Below are 16,011 nucleotides of genomic sequence, written 5' to 3'. Positions count from 1 at the left end.
CGGCCGGCGGACGGGCTCAGAAGTTGCCGAGGCCGCCGCAGACGTTGAGGGCCTGCGCGGTGATCGAGGCGGCCGTGTCGGTGACGAGGTAGCCGACGAGTCCCGCGACCTCCTCGGGTGTGGAGTAGCGGCCGAGCGGGATCTTCGCCTGGAACTTCTTGAGGATCTCCTCCTCGGTGGCGTCGTAGGCGGCCGCGTACCCCTGCCGCACCCGCTCGGCCATCGGGGTCTCGACGTAACCCGGGCAGACGGCGTTCACGGTGATGCCCGTCGGCGCCAACTCGTTGCCCAGGGACTTGGTGAAGCCGACGACGCCGTGCTTGGTCGCGGAGTACGGCGCGCCCAGCACGACGCCCTGCTTGCCCGCCGTGGAGGCGATGTTGACGACGCGGCCGCTGTCCTTGGCGCTCATGCCGCCCGCGTTCAGCACCTCCCGGGTCATCCGGAAGACGCTGGTGAGGTTGGTGGCCACGACGTCTTCCCACAGGTCGTCGGCGATGCCGGCGGTGGGCCCGCCGCCGGAGCGGCCGGCGTTGTTGACGAGCACGTCCACCGGGCCGTAGCGGTCGACCGCGGAGCGCACGAAGCGGGTGATGTCGTCGGAGGAGCGCACATCGCATGCCGTCCCGTCCACTTCGAGGCCCTCGCCGCGGAGTTCCTTGACGGTGCGGTCGACGGTGTCCTGCGTACGGGCGCACAGGTACACGCGGTGCCCCCGCTCGGCCAGCAGTCGGGTCACGGCGAGCCCGATGCCGCTGGTCGCTCCCGTGACGAGGGCGACGGGCTTGTGCTGCTCGGTCATGGTGTCTCCTGGGTCGGTGATGCGGGTCGTCTCGCGGCGTCAGGCCGGCTGGTCCGTCGGCAGCAGGCTGTTGACCAGGTCGATGAAGGCCCGGGGCGTGCTCGCCTTGGGCAGCACGGCCTCGTCGAGGACGACCCCGTAGGCGAGTTCGATGCGGCTGCCCGTCTCGAGGAGCGCGAGCGAGTCGTAGCCGAGCAGCTCGAACTCGGTGTCGAGGATGTCCGCGTCGAGGTCGGTCTCCTCGTCGGCGCCCGCGCCTTCGCGCAGGATCCGCTTGAGGTCGTCGAGGGTGAAGCGGCTGTCGGACATACAGGTCTGCCTTCCTGGGTTGCTGGGTGGTGGTGCGGTACGAGGGCCGGTCAGCGGCCGTGCTTGCGTACGACGACGGCGGAGTTGAAGCCGCCGTGGCCGCGCGCGATCACCAGCGCGGTACGGATGTCGGCCGTGCGGCCGCGGCCCGTGACGAGGTCGATGCCGTAGCCGTCGGAGAGGGCCACGTGCGGCGTCGCGGGGATGATCCCGTCCCGGATCGCCAGCAGCGCGGTGGCCACATCCAGCGGCGCGGCGCCGGAGTTGAGCCGTCCCGTCAGGACCTTCGGCACGGTGACGGGCACCCCGCGGGGGCCGAAGATCTCCACGAGGGCGTCGGCCTCGTCCCGGTCCGGCTCCGGCAGCCCGGCGGCATCGGCGAAGACGACGTCGACGTCCCCGGGTTCGAGCTCCGCGTCCGCCAGCGCCACCTCGACGGCCTTGCCCAGGCGGGAGCCGCGGCCGCTGCCCGGCCGGGGGTCGAAGGTAGCCCCGTACCCGGCGATCTCCCCGTAAACGCGGGGCACGCCGCGGCGACGGGCCCGCTCCAGGTCCTCCAGGACGAGCAGGGCGCCGCCCTCGCCCGGAACGTGCCCGCGGGCGGCCGCGTCGAAGGGCAGGTAGGCGCGCTCGGGGTCCTCGCTGGTGCTCATCCGGTCGCCGGTGAGCTGGGCGACCCAGCCCCAGGGGCAGATCGAGGCGTCGATGCCGCCGGAGAGCATCAGCGGCGTGCCCCGGCGGATCTGCCGGCGGGCCTGCGCGAGCGCGTCGAGCCCGCCCGCCTGGTCGCTGACGAGGACTCCGCTGGGACCCTTCAGACCGTTCCGGATGGAGATCTGGCCGCTGTTGACGGCGTAGAACCAGGCGAAGGACTGGTACGCGCTGACGTGCCGGCCGCCCTTGCTCCACAGCTTCCGCAGCTCGTTCTGCCCGAACTCGAAGCCGCCGGAGGAGCTGGAGGTGACCACGCCCATGTCGTACGCGGGCAGTTCGCCGGGCGTCACACCGGCGTCCGCGAAGGCCCAGTCGGCGCCGGCCAGGGCGATCCGCGTCATCCTGTCGGTCTGCGGGAGCAGCCGTCCCGGCAGGTGGTCCTCCGCGACGAAGTCGTCGATCTCCCCTGCGAGTCGGGTTGGGTAGGAGGACGGGTCGAACCGCTGGACGCGGCCGATCCCGTGCCGGCCCGCGAGGACGGCGGACCAGTAGCTCTCCGTGCCCAGGCCGTTGGGCGCGGCGATGCCGAGGCCGGTGACCACGACCCGGGCGGTGGCCGGCCGTGCGTCCGCGGGGGCGGCGGCCGGGGCGGTGGCGGTCTCGGTCACCGGGCACTCCTGTCGGGACGGGCCAGCACCATGGCGCTCTGGAAGCCGCCGAACCCGCTGCCGACGGAGAGCACGGTGTCGGTGCGCTGCTCGCGAGCGGTGCGCGGCACATAGTCCAGGTCGCACTCGGGGTCGGGGCTGTGCAGGTTGGCGGTGGGCGGCACCACGCCGTGCTCCATGGCCAGGGTGCTGGCGGCGATCTCGATGGAGCCGATGGCGCCGAGCGAGTGCCCGACCATCGACTTGATGGAGGAGACGGGCGTGCGGTACGCGTGCTCGCCCAGGCTCCGCTTGAACGCGGCGGTCTCGTGCCGGTCGTTCTGCTTGGTGCCGGAGCCGTGCGCGTTGATGTAGTCGATGGCCTCGGCGGGGATCCGGGCCTCGTCCAGCGCCGCCGTGATGGCCTCGGCCATCTCGGCGCCGTCCGGCCGCAGCCCCGTCATGTGGTACGCGTTGCAGCGCGAGGCGAAGCCCGCGATCTCCGCGTAGACGTGGGCGCCGCGGCGGCGGGCGCTCTCCAGCTCCTCCAGTACGAAGACGGCCGAACCCTCGCCGAGCACAAAGCCGTTGCGGGAGGCGTCGAACGGACGGGAGGCGTGCTCGGGATCGTCGTTGCGCGGCGTGGTCGCCTTGATCGCGTCGAAGCAGGCCACGGTGATGGGGGAGATCGGCGCGTCGGTGGCCCCGGCGACCATCACGTCCACCGACCCCTCGCGCACCAACTCGACGGCGTGGCCCACCGCGTCGAGGCCCGAGGTGCAGCCGGTGGACACGACCGTGGCCGGCCCCTCGGCGCCCACCGCCCAGGCGGTCTCGGCCGCGAAGGAGCTGGGCACGAAGTAGTCGTACAGGTGCGGCACCGCGTAGGTGTGGTCGACGAGGTCGAGCCGGCCGCCGTCGCTGACGGTGCGGTACTCCTGGTCGAGCCCCATCGTCGCGCCGACGGCGCTGCCGATGCTCACGCCGATGCGGTGCGGGGCCGTCGTGGCGAACTCGAGACCGCTGTCGGCCACCGCCTCGCGCGCGGTGACCACCGCGAACTGGGCGGCGCGGTCCATCCGCCGCGTCTCCTGCGGCGTCAGCCCGTGCAACTCGGCGTCGAAGTCGGCCTCGGCCGCCACCTGCGAGCGGAAGGGCGACGGGTCGAAGAAGCTGATCCGGCGGGTGGCGGTGCGCCCGTCGGTCAGCAGCTTCCAGAAGGACTTGGTGCCCACGCCGCCGGGGGCCGTGACGCCCATGCCGGTGATCACGACACGGCGCCCGCTCACCGCGCGCTCCAGTGGTAGAAGCGCCGGGCCATGGCGTCGGCGGGCGAGCGCCAGGTCGCCGGGTCGTACGCCTCGACGTACGGCTTCAGATCGTCGCTGATCCGCACGAAGCGGGGGTCGGTCTTCGCGTCCTCGATCCGCTCGCCGCCGTTCGCCGAGTCGAAGTCCTGCAGGTGGAAGTAGAGGCCGCGGTACGCGAAGAGCTCCCGGCGGCGGGTGCCCATGCGGTGCGGCATCTCGGTGTCGTCGAACGCGCGGAAGAGGTCCGCCACGTCGGTGGCCGCGTGTTCGGCCATCCGGGCCACGATCAACGTGCTGTGCATGTACGTGCCTCCTTGTCGGGAAGGTCGGGGTCCGGTCAGCGCCTGGCGGGACCGAACCAGCGCTCCAGGGCCATCGGCAGGTCGTGGTGGCTGCCGGGGGCCGCCCAGGCGACGTGGCCGTCGGGACGTACCAGCAGCGCGGACGTACCGGACAGCCCGGTGGGTATCGGCCCGGCGTCGGCGTCGGGCGCGGCGGTGACCACATCGATGCGGTCGGTCCACGGCGCGGCCCGCTCGCGCAGCCGCGGATTGTCCGCGAGGTCGAACAGGACGCCCCGCGCCGCGTGCAGGGCGGTCGTGGTGTCACTGGTCCTGGCCCCGCCCGCGGCCGGGCGCAGGGCGAGCCGGGGCATGCGCCTGCCGAGCAGCGGATGACCGCCGCCGCCCACGTCGTAGGTGATCTCGAGCCCGCTGACCATCGCCGCGAGGTGGCGGCTGACGTCCTCGTAGCCCACCAGCTCGCCCAACACCTCCCGCAGCGGCTGGACTTCGGGGCCGCCGAGGAAGATCAGCCCCTGTGCCCGGGTGTTCATCAGGAGCCGGCGCCCCACCGCGTGCCGCTCGGTGTGATAGCTGTCCAGCAGGTCCGCCGGGGCGGTGCCGTGCACGGTGGCGGCCAGCTTCCAGCCGAGGTTGACCGAGTCCTGGATGCTGGTGTTCATGCCCTGGCCACCGGCCGGGAGATGGATGTGCGCGGAGTCCCCGGCCAGCAGGACGCGGCCGCGCCGGTACTCGGTCGCCTGCCGGGTGGCGTCGCCGAAGGCGCTGACCCAGACGGGCTCGGCGTGCGAGATGTCCACCCCCGTCAGCCGCTTCCAGGCGTCCGCGACCTCCTGGAACGGCGGGGGCCCTGTGCGGCGTTGCGGGGGCGTGCCGCGCTCGCAGACGATGATGCGCGTGATCCCGCCGGGCAGCGGGCCCACCATGACCATCCCGCCGGGCAGGTTCTCGCCGATCATGCGGGGTTCGAGGTCCACGCCGCGCAGGTCGGCGAGGTACATCTCCATCGATGCGGCGGTGCCGGGGAAGTCGAAGCCGCACGCCTTGCGCACGGAGCTGCGGCCGCCGTCGCAGCCGACGAGCCAGTCGCAGCGCAGCGTCTGCTCGCCCTCGGGGCCGCGCACCCTTACGTCGACGCCGTCGCCGTCGTCGTCGACCGAGAGCACCTCGTGGTCCCGGCGCAGGTCCGCGCCCAGGTCAAGGACCCACCTCTCGAGGATGGCCTCGGTCGTGGACTGCGGCACCGTCTTGGCCGCCTGCTGGGCGCCGTCGAGCACCCCGAAATCCACTGGAATTCCGCCGAAGTGGCCCTGGTCACTCGTCTCCACCTCGCCGAAACGCGGAAGAATTCCGCGCTGACTGAAAACCTCCATCGTGCGCGCGGTGAACCCCAGGCCGCGGGATTCTCCGGTGCGTTCGGGGAGTTTTTCCAGGATGGTGACTTCGACGCCGGAAATCCGAAGTTCTGCCGCGAGCATGAGCCCGGCGGGGCCGGCACCCACGACAATGACTGGAACATTCATCAACCTCTCCTCAAAGGAGCGGGAATGAGCGGGCGCAGGTCTCAGCACAGAGCGGCTGACCTGGCCGGATGACTTGGTGAGGCTTCGGGCTGTCCGGTCTGCGCCGGCGCTCGGCCGCGGGGTCGATTCCCGTCGGGCACATGCCTGCTGAAGCTAGACAACAGCTTCTTCGCCGCTGCTCGCCGCGTCAAGGTCGAACTTTTAAGGGAGTGACAAGTCCCTGTGTGTCAACTGAAAGCCACCCGGTCGCTAAAGAAGGGGTTACGGGGCTGATAACCCTGCGGAGAACTTCTTGAAGATTTCTGCGTCAGGCCCGTACCTTCTGTTTCGGAATGGATGCGTCCGAACGCAAGGGGAGGGAATTTTCATGAAGACTCTGGCGCTCTGCAGCGGCTACGGCTGCCGCGGCCGGGGAAGGGCCGCACGGGGCCACGGCATCGCGGACGGCGGCCGCAGGCTCTGCGCGGCCTGCCTGCGCCGGCTCGTCGTCGACCTGCAGTCGCTGCCGCGGCTGTTCGTCGCCTGCGAGCAGATACTGGGGGGCGGCCGCTCCGCGGATCCGGCGGCTCGTACCGGGGGCTCGCCTGCCACCGGCATGCCGTTCAACGACGCCGCGGCGGACGTGCGTTCGTCGCTGCTGGCCACGCTCGGCTCCTGGGCGGCCACGGTGGCCGACGAGCGGGGGCTGCGCCGGCCGCGGCGGAGCGTGGCGGACCTGGCCGGCTATCTGGAGCGGCATCACGACTGGCTCGGCCGCCACCCCGCCGCGGGGGAGTTCAGCGAGGAGGTGACCCGGCTCGCCCGCCGGGCCCGCCGGGTGACCGATCCCGAGCCGCGGCGCCGCATACCGGTGGGCGCGTGCGTCGAGCCGGGGTGTGCCGGTGAACTCACCGCGTACGTACGCCCGGAGCGGGCCGGCGGGTCGGCCGAGATCCGGTGCTCGGCGGACGCCGGCCACCGCTGGGCCGGGGAGGAGTGGACCCGTCTCGGGCGGCTGGTGGCCGGCGGCAGGATCGCGGGCGGAGGTGCGGGCGCGAGTGGGAGTGCGGGCGCGAGCGGGAGTGCGGCCGGCCGGCGCGGCGCGTCCTGGCTGACGGCCGCGGACATCTCACGGCTGTGGCGCATCCCCACCGGCAGCGTGTACCGGATCGCCGGCGAGCACGGCTGGCGGCGACAGTGCCGCGCCCGGCGCACGTACTACCACGGCGGCGATGTGGCGGCGAGCATGCGGCAGCGCGAGGGCCGGGTCGGCTAGCAACGGGGCGGGCGGCGGTCCGGTGTCCTGTGACACCGGGCCGCCGCCCGTCATGCGTGTGGTGCGACGGTGCCCGGGGCTACCGCGCCGCGGCCGGTGACTGGACGCCGCCACCGAGGAGGCTGGTGAATATGGTCTCGCCGGCCTGGACGCCGGTGACCCGCACGCTGCCGGTGGGGCCGGGCGCACCGTGCCACCGCGCCTCCACGACGCACGGCGCGTGCAGCTCCGCATAGCGGTCGAAGGTGGCGGACGCGGAGATCGGACGGCCGCCTTCGGGGGCCAGAAGAATGTGCGCCGCCTGGCGAGCGGCCTCAAGGAGCACCATGCCGGGCAGGTGGTCACCGCCGTGATCGAACAGGACCGCGTTGCACGGATCCGGGCCGACCGTCCAGCGGCCGGGCGTGCTCGTCGCGGCGAGTACCACGTCCTGGGGCCGGCTCCGGCCGACGAGGGCCGGGGGCACGGCGTGCTTCCGGGGAAGGTCCGCGGTGCGGACGTCGAGCCCCGCGTACGGTCCGCGCACACGGCGGTAGACCGCCGGCGAGAGGGAGGTGAACTCCCCGCCGCCGGTGGCCGCTGTGCGACCGCCGCGGCGAATGGTGAAGCCCAGCTCCACCACGGTGGAGGTGCGGCTCTGCCGCACCTTTCCGGCCTTAGCGTCAAGAGTGATGTCGGTGGGTTCGGTGCCGATGGCGAGCTGGTCCTCGACGGCGTTTAGTTCCATACGGCGCATCAGAAAGACGTGATTGTCCGGAACATCGAACTCCGTATGTGCCAGATACAGTCCGGCCTGACGGATTGTTTCCGCGGCGATCAAGGGGTCGTGCCGAGGGCCGGCGCTGGTGTCCTCGGTGAAGAACGAGTGCGCGCGCGGCCATTGGCCGGTGAGCGTGAAGCGGCCGTCGGAAAGCTTCGCACTCCCGGTGAGCAGCACTTCCGCAAGGGCACTGCGGTGGACGAGCTCTCGTGGCACCGTCGTGGTGAGGCATGGTGGCGCAGTGGATCTCTGTGCGGGCAACGCCTCTGGCTCAGGTGAGAGGGTTGTTCCAGGCAAGGTCATCTCCCTCGACAAAGGTGGATGGCGACATGGAAACTGAGTAAAACAGTACCGATAAGACGGTTTTTTTCAAGTAAAATCTGCTCTCCTTGGCTGGACGCCGCGGCCACCCGCGGCGTACCTGCTGCCCGCAGTGACGAGGGGAGAACAGATCATGAGTTCGCAGTCCTGCCCGATACGCCTCGACCCCGACGGCGGTGACCTGCACGGCGAACAGGACCGGCTGCGCGAGCGCGGCCCACTGGCCCGGGTCGAACTTCCCGGGGGCGTGCGGGCCTGGGCGGTCACCAGCCACGCCCTCGTCAAGCAACTGCTGCTCGATCCCCGTGTCTCCAAGGACGCCTACCAGCACTGGCCCGCCTGGATCAGCGGTGAGGTCGACGAGCAGTGGCCGCTGGCCTTCTGGGTGTCGGTCCGCAACATGCTCACCGCTTACGGAGACGACCACGTCCGGCTGCGGCGCCTGGTGGCCAAGGCCTTCACCGCGCGCCGGACCGCCGCGCTGCGTCCTCGGATCGAGGCGTCCACCGAGGAGTTGCTGGACGGGCTGGCCAAGCTGCCACCGGACGAAGCGGTGGACCTGCGGCGGGAGTTCGCCTACCCGCTGCCCGTGAAGATGATCTGCGACCTGCTCGGCGTCCCGCCGGAGTTCCAGCCGGCGCTGCGGCGGCACGTCGACGTCATGTTCTCCACCAACATTTCCGCCGACGAAGCGCGGGCCAACCAGGGCGAGTTGTACGAGCTGGTCCACCGCCTGGTCTCCCATCGCCGCGCCACCCCCGCCGACGACCTGATGAGCGCCCTGATCGCGGCCCGTGAAGAGGACGGCTCCCGGCTGTCGGAGCGGGAGCTCGTCGACACCGTGCTGCTCATCATCGGGGCCGGCCACGAGACCACCGTGAACCTGCTGGACCAGGCGGTGTGCGCGCTGCTGCGGAACCCGGACCAGCGCGCCCTCGTCGAGTCGGGGGAGGTCGGCTGGGACGCCGTCATCGACGAGACCCTGCGCGCCGAGGGGCCGGTCGCCAACATCCCGCTGCGCTACGCCGTCGAGGACATCGAGGTGCCGGGCGGGGTGATAGCCAAGGGCGAGCCGATCCTGGTGGCGCTCGGTGCGGCCGGGCGTGATCCGGCCGTGCACGGCGCGGACGCGGGGGAGTTCGACCTCACCCGCAAGACCCGTGACGAGCACCTGGCGTTCGGGCACGGGGTGCACTTCTGTCTGGGCCAGCCCCTGGCGCGGCTGGAGGCGGAGATCGCGTTGTCCGCTCTCTTCGCCCGTTTTCCCTCGATGCGGCCGGCCCGCGAGGCCGGCGGGCTCCAGCCGCTGGAGTCGTTCATCTCGCACGGCCACCGCGCATTGCCCGTATTGCTGGGGCGGACGACGGGTACGTCCGCTCCTGACGGCATGTAAAGTGCAACCTGTTCGGTTTGTTTTCCGGGGAACGTGAGGCCGCGACAACGCCGGGACCCGGGTGATGACGCAGGAGGGATGGCCGGTGGCACAGCAGGAGCGGGCGCTGCGGACCCGTCGCCAGATCATTGAGGCGGCAGCCGAGGTCTTCGCGGAGGCGGGGTACGGCGCGAGCACCATCACCGAGATCCTCAAGCGGGCGGACGTGACCAGGGGCGCGCTCTACTTCCACTTCGACTCGAAGGAGGAGCTCCTCCAGGCCGTCCTCGACGAGCAGATCCTGGAGGTGCGGGTGCCGGAACGCGCCTGCAAGCTCCAGGAGTGGACGGACCTGGGCATGCTGCTGGCCTACCGGACATTCCGCGATCCGGTGCTGCGGGCCGGGGTCCGGCTGAGTGCCGATGGGGCGCTGCGGGAGCGGATGGCCCGGGGGCCGTGGGGCTCGTGGATCGAGCGGTCGACCCGGCTGCTCGATGAGGCCGGCCGCAGGGGCGAGTTGCTGCCGCAGGTCGTCCCCGCGGAGACGGCCACCTTCGCGCTCCAGTCGTGGGTCGGTATCCAGCTGGTGGTACAGGCCAGCGAAGCTCCGGAGGCGATGGAGCCGCGGGTCGCCACGCTGTTCCGGCACGTGCTGCCCGCCATCGCCGTGCCGGCCATGCTGATCACCCTCGACGTGGGCGCGGACCGGGGCACCCGGGTGGCTGCCGAACTCGCTCGGCAGCAGGAGCAGGAGCAGGAGCAGGAGCAGGAGCAGGAGCAGCGGCACCTGGCCGTGTGAGCCTGTCCCCGCGTGCGCGGGGGCGGAAAAGGGGAGGAGCGCAATGATCCTGGTGACCGGTGCCGGCGGCACGATCGGCGGGTACACCGCCCGCATCCTGGCGGGGGAGGGCCACGCCGTACGACTGCTGACCCGCGACCGCGCCCGCCTCGGTCCGCCTCCGGGCGGCTGCGAGGTGGCGGTGGGCGACTACGCCGACGCGGACTCGCTGCGCAAGGCGGTGGTCGGCGTCGACGCCGTCCTGGCGGTGACCAACGACCCCAGGAGCGCCGCCGACGACGAGCGCCTGGCCGGCGCCGCGCGGGAGGCCGGAGTGCGGCGGCTGGTGAAGCTCTCCGGGCTCGGCGTCACCGATGCCGGGGCGCAGGACCGGATCACCGCCTGGCAGCGGGAGACCGAGGAGGTCGTACGGGCCTCGGGCCTGGAGTGGACGCTGCTGCGGCCGCGTGCCTTCATGTCCAACACCCTGTCCTGGGCGGCCTCCGTCCGGGAGTCGGCCACAGTGCGGACCTGGCCGGCCGACGTCCCGGCGGCCTGCGTCGACCCGCGTGACGTGGCGGCCGTCGCGGCCGCCGCGCTCACCGGCGCCGGGCACGCCGGAGCCGCGTACGCGCTGACCGGCCCCGAGCCGCTGACGGCGCGGGAGCGGACGGACATCGTCGCGAGGGTGCTCGACCGGCCGCTGCGCTTCGAGGAGGAGCCGGCCGATCGGGTGCGCGCCGGGCACGCACGCCGCTACGGCGGCGAGTTGGCGGATGCGCTGCTCGCGGTCGCCGCCCGGCGCAGCGAGGTCGACCCGACGCTGCCCGGGCTGCTCGGCCGTCCCGCGGGCGGTTTCGCAGACTGGGTGCGCGACCACGCGCACCACTTCGGGCCGGGGGAGTAGGGGCGTCATGCCGGATCGATGTCGCCCGGCGCGAGCGTGAGTCGGTCCTCCAGCGGCATGCCCCCGAGCCGGTCCTGGAGTTCGGCCGGGCCTGCGAGCATCAGGTTCCAAATGCCGCAGACGGTGTCCTCGGCCCACCACGTGCAGTCGTCACGCCCCAGCTCGGCCAGGCCGATCGTGACGACCGAGATCAGTTCGGCCAGCTCCCCCTCGCCCCCCTTTCCCCGGGAGAAGTGGCGGCGCAGGTAGGCGGTCCACTCCTGGCGCAGGGTGGGCGGCTCCCCCTCGCCGTCGCTCTCCAGGCGCAGCCCCGCGCGCAGGACCACGTTCTGGCGCAGCTCGCGGGCGAACGCCGCGGTGAACCGTCCCAAGTCGCCCGGATGCGGGGCGGATTCGCCGAGGTAGCGCCGGACCAGGGCGTGCGCGTGCTCCCGGGCCTCGCGCAGGATCGTGGCCACGAGCTCCTCCTTCGAGGAGAAGTGGAAGTACAGCGCCCCCTTGCTCACCCCCGCCTCCCGGCTGATCTCGACGAGTCCGGTGGACCTCGTTCCCCGGGCGTAGAAATGCGATGCCGCGACATCGATCAGGGCGCTGCGGGTTTGCTCGGCACGTAGCTGCACAGGGGCACTTCCCTTGCTCTCCGACGGAGGCGGTGGTGCGTCCGTCTCGGAAAAAACCAACTCATCTGTTTTTTGGTCACCTGCCACCGCGGGGCGGGTCCCCTCAGGGAGTGCCCTCGCAGGCGCCCCCGCAAGCCTGACCCGTTATGTGTACTTGTACCTTGCCGAGCAGCGGTGATGTGCGGACGGGGCAGAAGTTGACGTCACCTTGAAAAACAATCAGGTTGGTTTGTTATGCTGGGTGGCGTACGGTCCTGTACTCACGGTTGGGGAGCGCACGATGCATGTACTGCTGGTCGGAGACGAGCTCGGCATCTCGGATTGCCTGCTCCGTGGGTTGCGGCAGCAGGGGTACGGCGTGGCCCAGGCGCGCACCGGGGCGCAGGCGCTGAAGGTGCACGAGCAGATGGATCTGGTCCTGCTCGATCTACAGCTCCCGGACATCGACGGCCTGGAGGTGTGCCGCAGTATCCGTGCCGTGTCGGACACACCGATCATCTCGTTCACGAGCGAGCCTTCCGAGCTCGTCAGGGTCCTCGGCCTCCAGGCCGGCTCGGACGACTGCCTGGACAAGCCCTACGGATTCCGGGAACTGGTGGCCCGTATAGACGCCGTCATGAGGCGTGCCGGGGGGATCGCGGAGCGGATGAAGATGGTCGAGCACGGTGCGCTGCGCATCAACGCCGCCACCCGTGAGGTGCAGCTCGCCGGCCGGACGATCGAAACCAGCCGCAAGGAGTTCGAGCTGCTGTACTACCTCGCCAGCAACCCGGGAGTGGTGGTGTCGCGCAGGCGGCTGATGGCCGAGATCTGGGGCGACCCGATGCGCAACTACCCCGCGGGTTCGGCCGTCAGCCGCACGATCGACACCCATGTGAGCATCCTCCGGCGCAAGTTGGGCTCCAGCGCCTGGATTCGTACGGTCAGGGGCGTGGGATTCACCTTCACCGGGGAGATCGCCGCGAGCCCGGCGTGACCGGGTCCGGGGCTCAGCCGTCTCCGGATTGGTGGCCGCTCTGGGGTCAGCCGCGCCGGCCGACGAACAGGCCGCGTCCGTTCGGCCCGCCCTCCAGGAACTCCACCGCCGCACCGGCCCGCCGGAAGGCGGTGGTGTAGGCGTCGTGGGGGAACAGCGAGTAGGTCTCGTACTCGGTGAACTCGTGGATGCCGTCGCCGTCGGCCACGGTGTAGCGGACCGTCATCCGGCTGAGGCCGCCGTCCCGCACCGAGTGCGAGAGGCGGCTGACGGCGCGGCCCGGCTCCTCGGCGAGCGCGGCGGAGACGAAGCCGTCCAGGAACTTCTCGGGGAACCACCACGGTTCCGCGACGACCACGCCGCCGGGAGCCAGATGCCGTACCAGCGCTCCGGCCGCGGCGTCGAGCTCGGCCTGTGAGGTCATGTAACCCAGCGAGAAGCACATGCACAGCACGGCGTCGTACGTCCTGCCGAGGTCAAAGTCCCGCATGTCACCCGGGTGTATGACGGTGTCCGGCGCGCTGCGCCGCGCGATCTCCCGCATGGCCGAGGACAGTTCGAGGCCCGCGGTCTCCTCGAAGTGGGGGGCAAGGGCGGCCAGATGGGCGCCGGTGCCGCAGGCCACGTCGAGCAGCGACCGCGCCCCGGGGTTCCGCTCGCGGACGAGGGCGGCCAAGTCGTCCGCCTCCGCGGCCCAGTTCCGGCCGCGGGCGGCGTGGATCAGGTCGTAGATGGCTGCGTGTTCCGCGCTGTAGGCGGTTCCTGCGTCCTTCGGCGGTGCGGTGGCCATGGCGAGGTGGGCCCCTTCTCGATGGAGGATTCACGAAGGAAGAGCGAGGTGCTGTTCCAGGCTCTGCTTCGGCCGCCGCGAGAGGCAATCCAGTTGACGAGGAGTTGTAGGTGGCCAGGGGCCCTTCCCCGTTCTCTACGTCGACGCGTCGGGCCCCCGCGCCCGCACCCGCCGCACCTGCTCAAGGGACTCGCTCAACTCGCCCAGCCAGTCGTCCGCATGGCGCTGCACCAGCCGCACGCACCACCCCAGCGCGTCGCTGCGGCTGCGCGCCACGCCGCCCGCGACCAGCGTGTCGAGGACCTGGCGTTCGGGCTGTCGAAGGCGGGTCATCACCGGCGCCGACACGTGCGTGAACAGAACGTGCTCCGTGCCGCAGCGCACGCCCCACGACACCTTCTTGCCGAAGCGGTGCTCGGCCTCCCGGGCGACGCCGACGCGGTCTTCGCGCGTGCGCTCCCGGAACTCCTGGATGCGGCCTTCGGTGGCGGCGGCACGCTCCGCGTCGGAGGCGTCCTCGGCGAGCTGTGGCTCCGCGATCGGGCCGACGACGGTGATCTCCTCGCGGTCCACGGTGATGTCGACGGGCCCCTCGAAGAGCCCGTCCGGCAGACGGCCGGCGAACCAGCCGCGCAACTTCTCGTGCTGTTCGGCTGTAAGCATGTAATCAACGTTGCACCAACGGGAGTTGGCGGCAAGCCCTCGCGTACGTCAAGCTCCGCTGCCGCGCCGTGGCCGTGCCCCACTCCCAGTCGCCCTCCGGCACCCGGCCCAGGTGGTCGACCGTGCCGCGCTCCGCCCTCGGCACCAGCGCGTCGCCGCGCAGCGCCCACCCCGAGCAGGCGTCCGTGACATCGCCAAGCGCCTCGGTCCCGGTGGCCTCGCGCCAGGACGCGCGGTCCGCGCCAGGCGCGTCAGCAGTTCCGCCAACTCGGCTCGTACGCCTGGTGGTTCGGGTACGCCGAGGGTGGCGGCGAGCCGCAGGAACGCCTCGACGTCGTCCCCGGTCGGCCCCGACCAGGCCGGCAGAGGAGGCGGGGCACCACGGGTGGGTCGTGGGGTGCCCGTCCTCGTCCGGCATGGCGCTCCGCCTCCCGTCGTATACGCCTGAGGGGCGTGTCGTTTTCCTAGTCGCACAGTTATTAGAAACGTAGAACTAGGAAATGAACGAGGAAATCGGCGACCTCCTGGAGTGCCATGCCCCGCCCCCGGACGAAACATCTGCCCCGGCCCCCGGCCATGTTCGACCGTGAGGTGGAGTGGAGCGACCTCGTCGCCTTCGGTACCCAGGACGCCCCCGGAGCCACGCTCGGGGTGGTCTCCGGGCGCAGGCGGCAGGGGAAGACGTTCCTGCTCGACTCGCTCTGTCAGGCGGCAGGGGGCTTCTACTTCCAGGCGCTCGAATCGACCGAGGCCGTGTCGCTGCACGAACTCGGTGCCGCGTTGGGGCGCTTTCGAGGCACCAGCCCGCTCCGCCTTGAGTCATGGCAGGAGGCGGTCGACGAACTGCTCCTGCTGGGGGCGGAGCGGCCGGTGCCGGTCGTCATCGACGAATTCCCTTATCTGGCACGGCAGAGCGGTGCCCTGCCCTCGGTCATCCAGGCCGCGTACGGCCCGCGCCGCAAGGAACGTCTCCACTCGCGCACCCGGCTGCTGCTGTGCGGCAGCGCGATCTCGTTCATGGGAAGGCTCCTCTCCGGAGCCGCGCCCCTGCGCGGCCGGGCCTCGCTCGACATGGTGGTGCACTCGCTGGACTTCCGGCAGGCGGCCGAGTTCTGGGGGATCACGGACCGGCGCCTCGCCGCCCTCGTCCACGCGGTGGTGGGCGGCACGCCCGCCTACCGGGACTACGCGCAAGGCGACAGCCCCGACTCCCCGGCGGACTTCGAGCCGTGGCTGATGCGCACCGTGATGAACCCCAACAACGCGCTCTTCCGGGAGGCCCGCTACCTCCTCGCCGAGGAACCCGACATGCGGGAACGGTCCCTGTACGCCGCCGTGGTGACGGCCATCGCGAGCGGCAACCACACGCGTGGCGGGATCACCAACTACGTAGGACGGTCGGCCACCGATCTGACCCACGTACTGAAGGTTCTCCAGGGCTGCGGCCTGGTCCGCGCCGAACCCGACGCCTTCCGCGCGAACCGCAATACGTACCGCATCGCCGAACCGCTGCTCACCTTCCACCACGCGGTGATGCAGCCCGCTCTCACCCACATCGAACGGCATCGCCCCGAGACGGCGTGGCTCCAGCACAAGGAGCGCTTCGCGAGCGCGGTCCTCGGACCGCACTTCGAGGAGCTGTGCCGTCAGTGGGCGGTGTCGTTCGCCGCGCCGGAGACCTTCGGCGGACTGCCGGCCGAGGTGCGCAGCGGGGTGGTCTCCGACCCGGGCGGGCGCACCGCGCACGAGGTCGATGTCGCGGTGCACGGCATCGTCGGCCAGGACACCGGCATCCTGCTCTCCATCGGCGAGGCCAAGTGGCACCGCGAGATGAGCGGCCGCGACCTGCACCGGCTCCGTCGCATCCTGGAACTCCTCGCAGCGCGCGGAGTGGACACCAGCCGTACGCGGCCCGCCTGTTACAGCGGGGCCGGGTTCACGCCGGAGTTGCGCGAGGCCGAGCGGCGCGGCGAAGTGATCCTCGTGGACCTGGAGCGGCTCTACGAGGGGGAGTGACCGGGG

At 71.5% G+C, this 16,011-nt stretch carries 16 protein-coding genes; 6 read left to right on the top strand and 10 right to left on the bottom strand.

The annotated features are described in order from the left end of the window. Positions 1-16: 16 nt before the first annotated feature. The 6 genes from fabG to RBJ65_RS10140 are packed head-to-tail and all read right to left on the bottom strand — an operon-like array spanning position 17 to position 5,547. Positions 17-802, bottom strand: coding sequence for a 3-oxoacyl-ACP reductase FabG (gene fabG, locus RBJ65_RS10165; protein ID WP_306318226.1), 786 nt, complete (start codon positions 800-802; stop codon positions 17-19). A 39-nt stretch (positions 803-841) separates the two neighbouring features. After that, the gene (locus RBJ65_RS10160) at positions 842-1,111 is read right to left on the bottom strand and encodes an acyl carrier protein (protein ID WP_306318227.1); all 270 of its coding nucleotides are present in this window, start codon (positions 1,109-1,111) and stop codon (positions 842-844) included. 50 nt (positions 1,112-1,161) lie between these two features. Next, complete coding sequence (locus tag RBJ65_RS10155; RefSeq protein WP_372341233.1) at positions 1,162-2,433, bottom strand: ketosynthase chain-length factor; 1,272 nt, start codon at positions 2,431-2,433, stop codon at positions 1,162-1,164. After that, entirely contained in the window at positions 2,430-3,701 is a 1,272-nt protein-coding gene (locus RBJ65_RS10150; protein ID WP_306318228.1) for a beta-ketoacyl synthase, read from the bottom strand. The genes RBJ65_RS10155 and RBJ65_RS10150 overlap by 4 nt, the downstream gene beginning before the upstream one ends. Further along, positions 3,698-4,024, bottom strand: coding sequence for a TcmI family type II polyketide cyclase (locus RBJ65_RS10145; RefSeq protein WP_306318229.1), 327 nt, complete (start codon positions 4,022-4,024; stop codon positions 3,698-3,700). Before RBJ65_RS10145 ends, RBJ65_RS10150 begins: the two co-directional genes overlap by 4 nt. A 35-nt stretch (positions 4,025-4,059) precedes the next feature. Further along, positions 4,060-5,547, bottom strand: coding sequence for an FAD-dependent monooxygenase (locus RBJ65_RS10140; protein WP_372341234.1), 1,488 nt, complete (start codon positions 5,545-5,547; stop codon positions 4,060-4,062). Positions 5,548-5,914: 367 nt separating this feature from the next. On the opposite strand from RBJ65_RS10140, the gene RBJ65_RS10135 reads away from it, so the two are divergent. Then, complete coding sequence (locus RBJ65_RS10135; protein ID WP_306318231.1) at positions 5,915-6,802, top strand: hypothetical protein; 888 nt, start codon at positions 5,915-5,917, stop codon at positions 6,800-6,802. A 79-nt stretch (positions 6,803-6,881) separates the two neighbouring features. Here the strand turns inward: RBJ65_RS10135 and RBJ65_RS10130 are convergent, their stop codons facing one another. Beyond that, positions 6,882-7,865 (bottom strand): ScbA/BarX family gamma-butyrolactone biosynthesis protein, encoded by a 984-nt coding sequence (locus RBJ65_RS10130; protein WP_306318232.1) that lies wholly within the window; start codon positions 7,863-7,865, stop codon positions 6,882-6,884. 151 nt (positions 7,866-8,016) lie between these two features. On the opposite strand from RBJ65_RS10130, the gene RBJ65_RS10125 reads away from it, so the two are divergent. The 3 genes from RBJ65_RS10125 to RBJ65_RS10115 all read left to right on the top strand — a co-directional run bounded on the left by RBJ65_RS10125 (position 8,017) and on the right by RBJ65_RS10115 (position 10,940). Next, positions 8,017-9,276 (top strand): cytochrome P450, encoded by a 1,260-nt coding sequence (locus RBJ65_RS10125; RefSeq protein ID WP_306318233.1) that lies wholly within the window; start codon positions 8,017-8,019, stop codon positions 9,274-9,276. 85 nt (positions 9,277-9,361) lie between these two features. Further along, the gene (locus RBJ65_RS10120; protein ID WP_306318234.1) at positions 9,362-10,054 is read left to right on the top strand and encodes a ScbR family autoregulator-binding transcription factor; all 693 of its coding nucleotides are present in this window, start codon (positions 9,362-9,364) and stop codon (positions 10,052-10,054) included. 43 nt (positions 10,055-10,097) lie between these two features. Continuing rightward, positions 10,098-10,940 (top strand): SDR family oxidoreductase, encoded by an 843-nt coding sequence (locus RBJ65_RS10115; RefSeq protein WP_306318235.1) that lies wholly within the window; start codon positions 10,098-10,100, stop codon positions 10,938-10,940. Positions 10,941-10,945: 5 nt separating this feature from the next. Here the strand turns inward: RBJ65_RS10115 and RBJ65_RS10110 are convergent, their stop codons facing one another. Continuing rightward, positions 10,946-11,560 (bottom strand): TetR/AcrR family transcriptional regulator, encoded by a 615-nt coding sequence (locus tag RBJ65_RS10110; protein ID WP_306318236.1) that lies wholly within the window; start codon positions 11,558-11,560, stop codon positions 10,946-10,948. Positions 11,561-11,840: 280 nt separating this feature from the next. Here RBJ65_RS10110 and RBJ65_RS10105 point away from each other — a divergent pair, with 280 nt between their 5' ends. After that, positions 11,841-12,536, top strand: a complete 696-nt coding sequence (locus tag RBJ65_RS10105; protein WP_306318237.1) for a response regulator transcription factor — start codon at positions 11,841-11,843, stop codon at positions 12,534-12,536. Between the two features lie 46 nt (positions 12,537-12,582). Here RBJ65_RS10105 and RBJ65_RS10100 read toward each other — a convergent pair whose 3' ends face one another. Together RBJ65_RS10100 and RBJ65_RS10095 are read right to left on the bottom strand one after the other, a co-directional pair. Beyond that, positions 12,583-13,326 carry a trans-aconitate 2-methyltransferase gene (locus tag RBJ65_RS10100; RefSeq protein WP_306318238.1) on the bottom strand — a complete coding sequence of 248 codons (744 nt, stop codon included), beginning with the start codon at positions 13,324-13,326 and terminating at the stop codon, positions 12,583-12,585. Positions 13,327-13,461: 135 nt separating this feature from the next. Then, positions 13,462-13,989, bottom strand: a complete 528-nt coding sequence (locus RBJ65_RS10095) for a hypothetical protein (RefSeq protein ID WP_306318239.1) — start codon at positions 13,987-13,989, stop codon at positions 13,462-13,464. A 534-nt stretch (positions 13,990-14,523) separates the two neighbouring features. On the opposite strand from RBJ65_RS10095, the gene RBJ65_RS10090 reads away from it, so the two are divergent. Continuing rightward, entirely contained in the window at positions 14,524-16,005 is a 1,482-nt protein-coding gene (locus RBJ65_RS10090) for an ATP-binding protein (RefSeq protein WP_306318240.1), read from the top strand. The last annotated feature ends 6 nt before the right edge of the window (positions 16,006-16,011 follow it).

Source organism: Streptomyces sp. KL109B, from assembly GCF_030766935.1.
In the GTDB taxonomy this organism is placed as follows: Bacteria; Actinomycetota; Actinomycetes; order Streptomycetales; family Streptomycetaceae; genus Streptomyces.
This window is presented reverse-complemented; position numbering and strand designations above follow the sequence as displayed.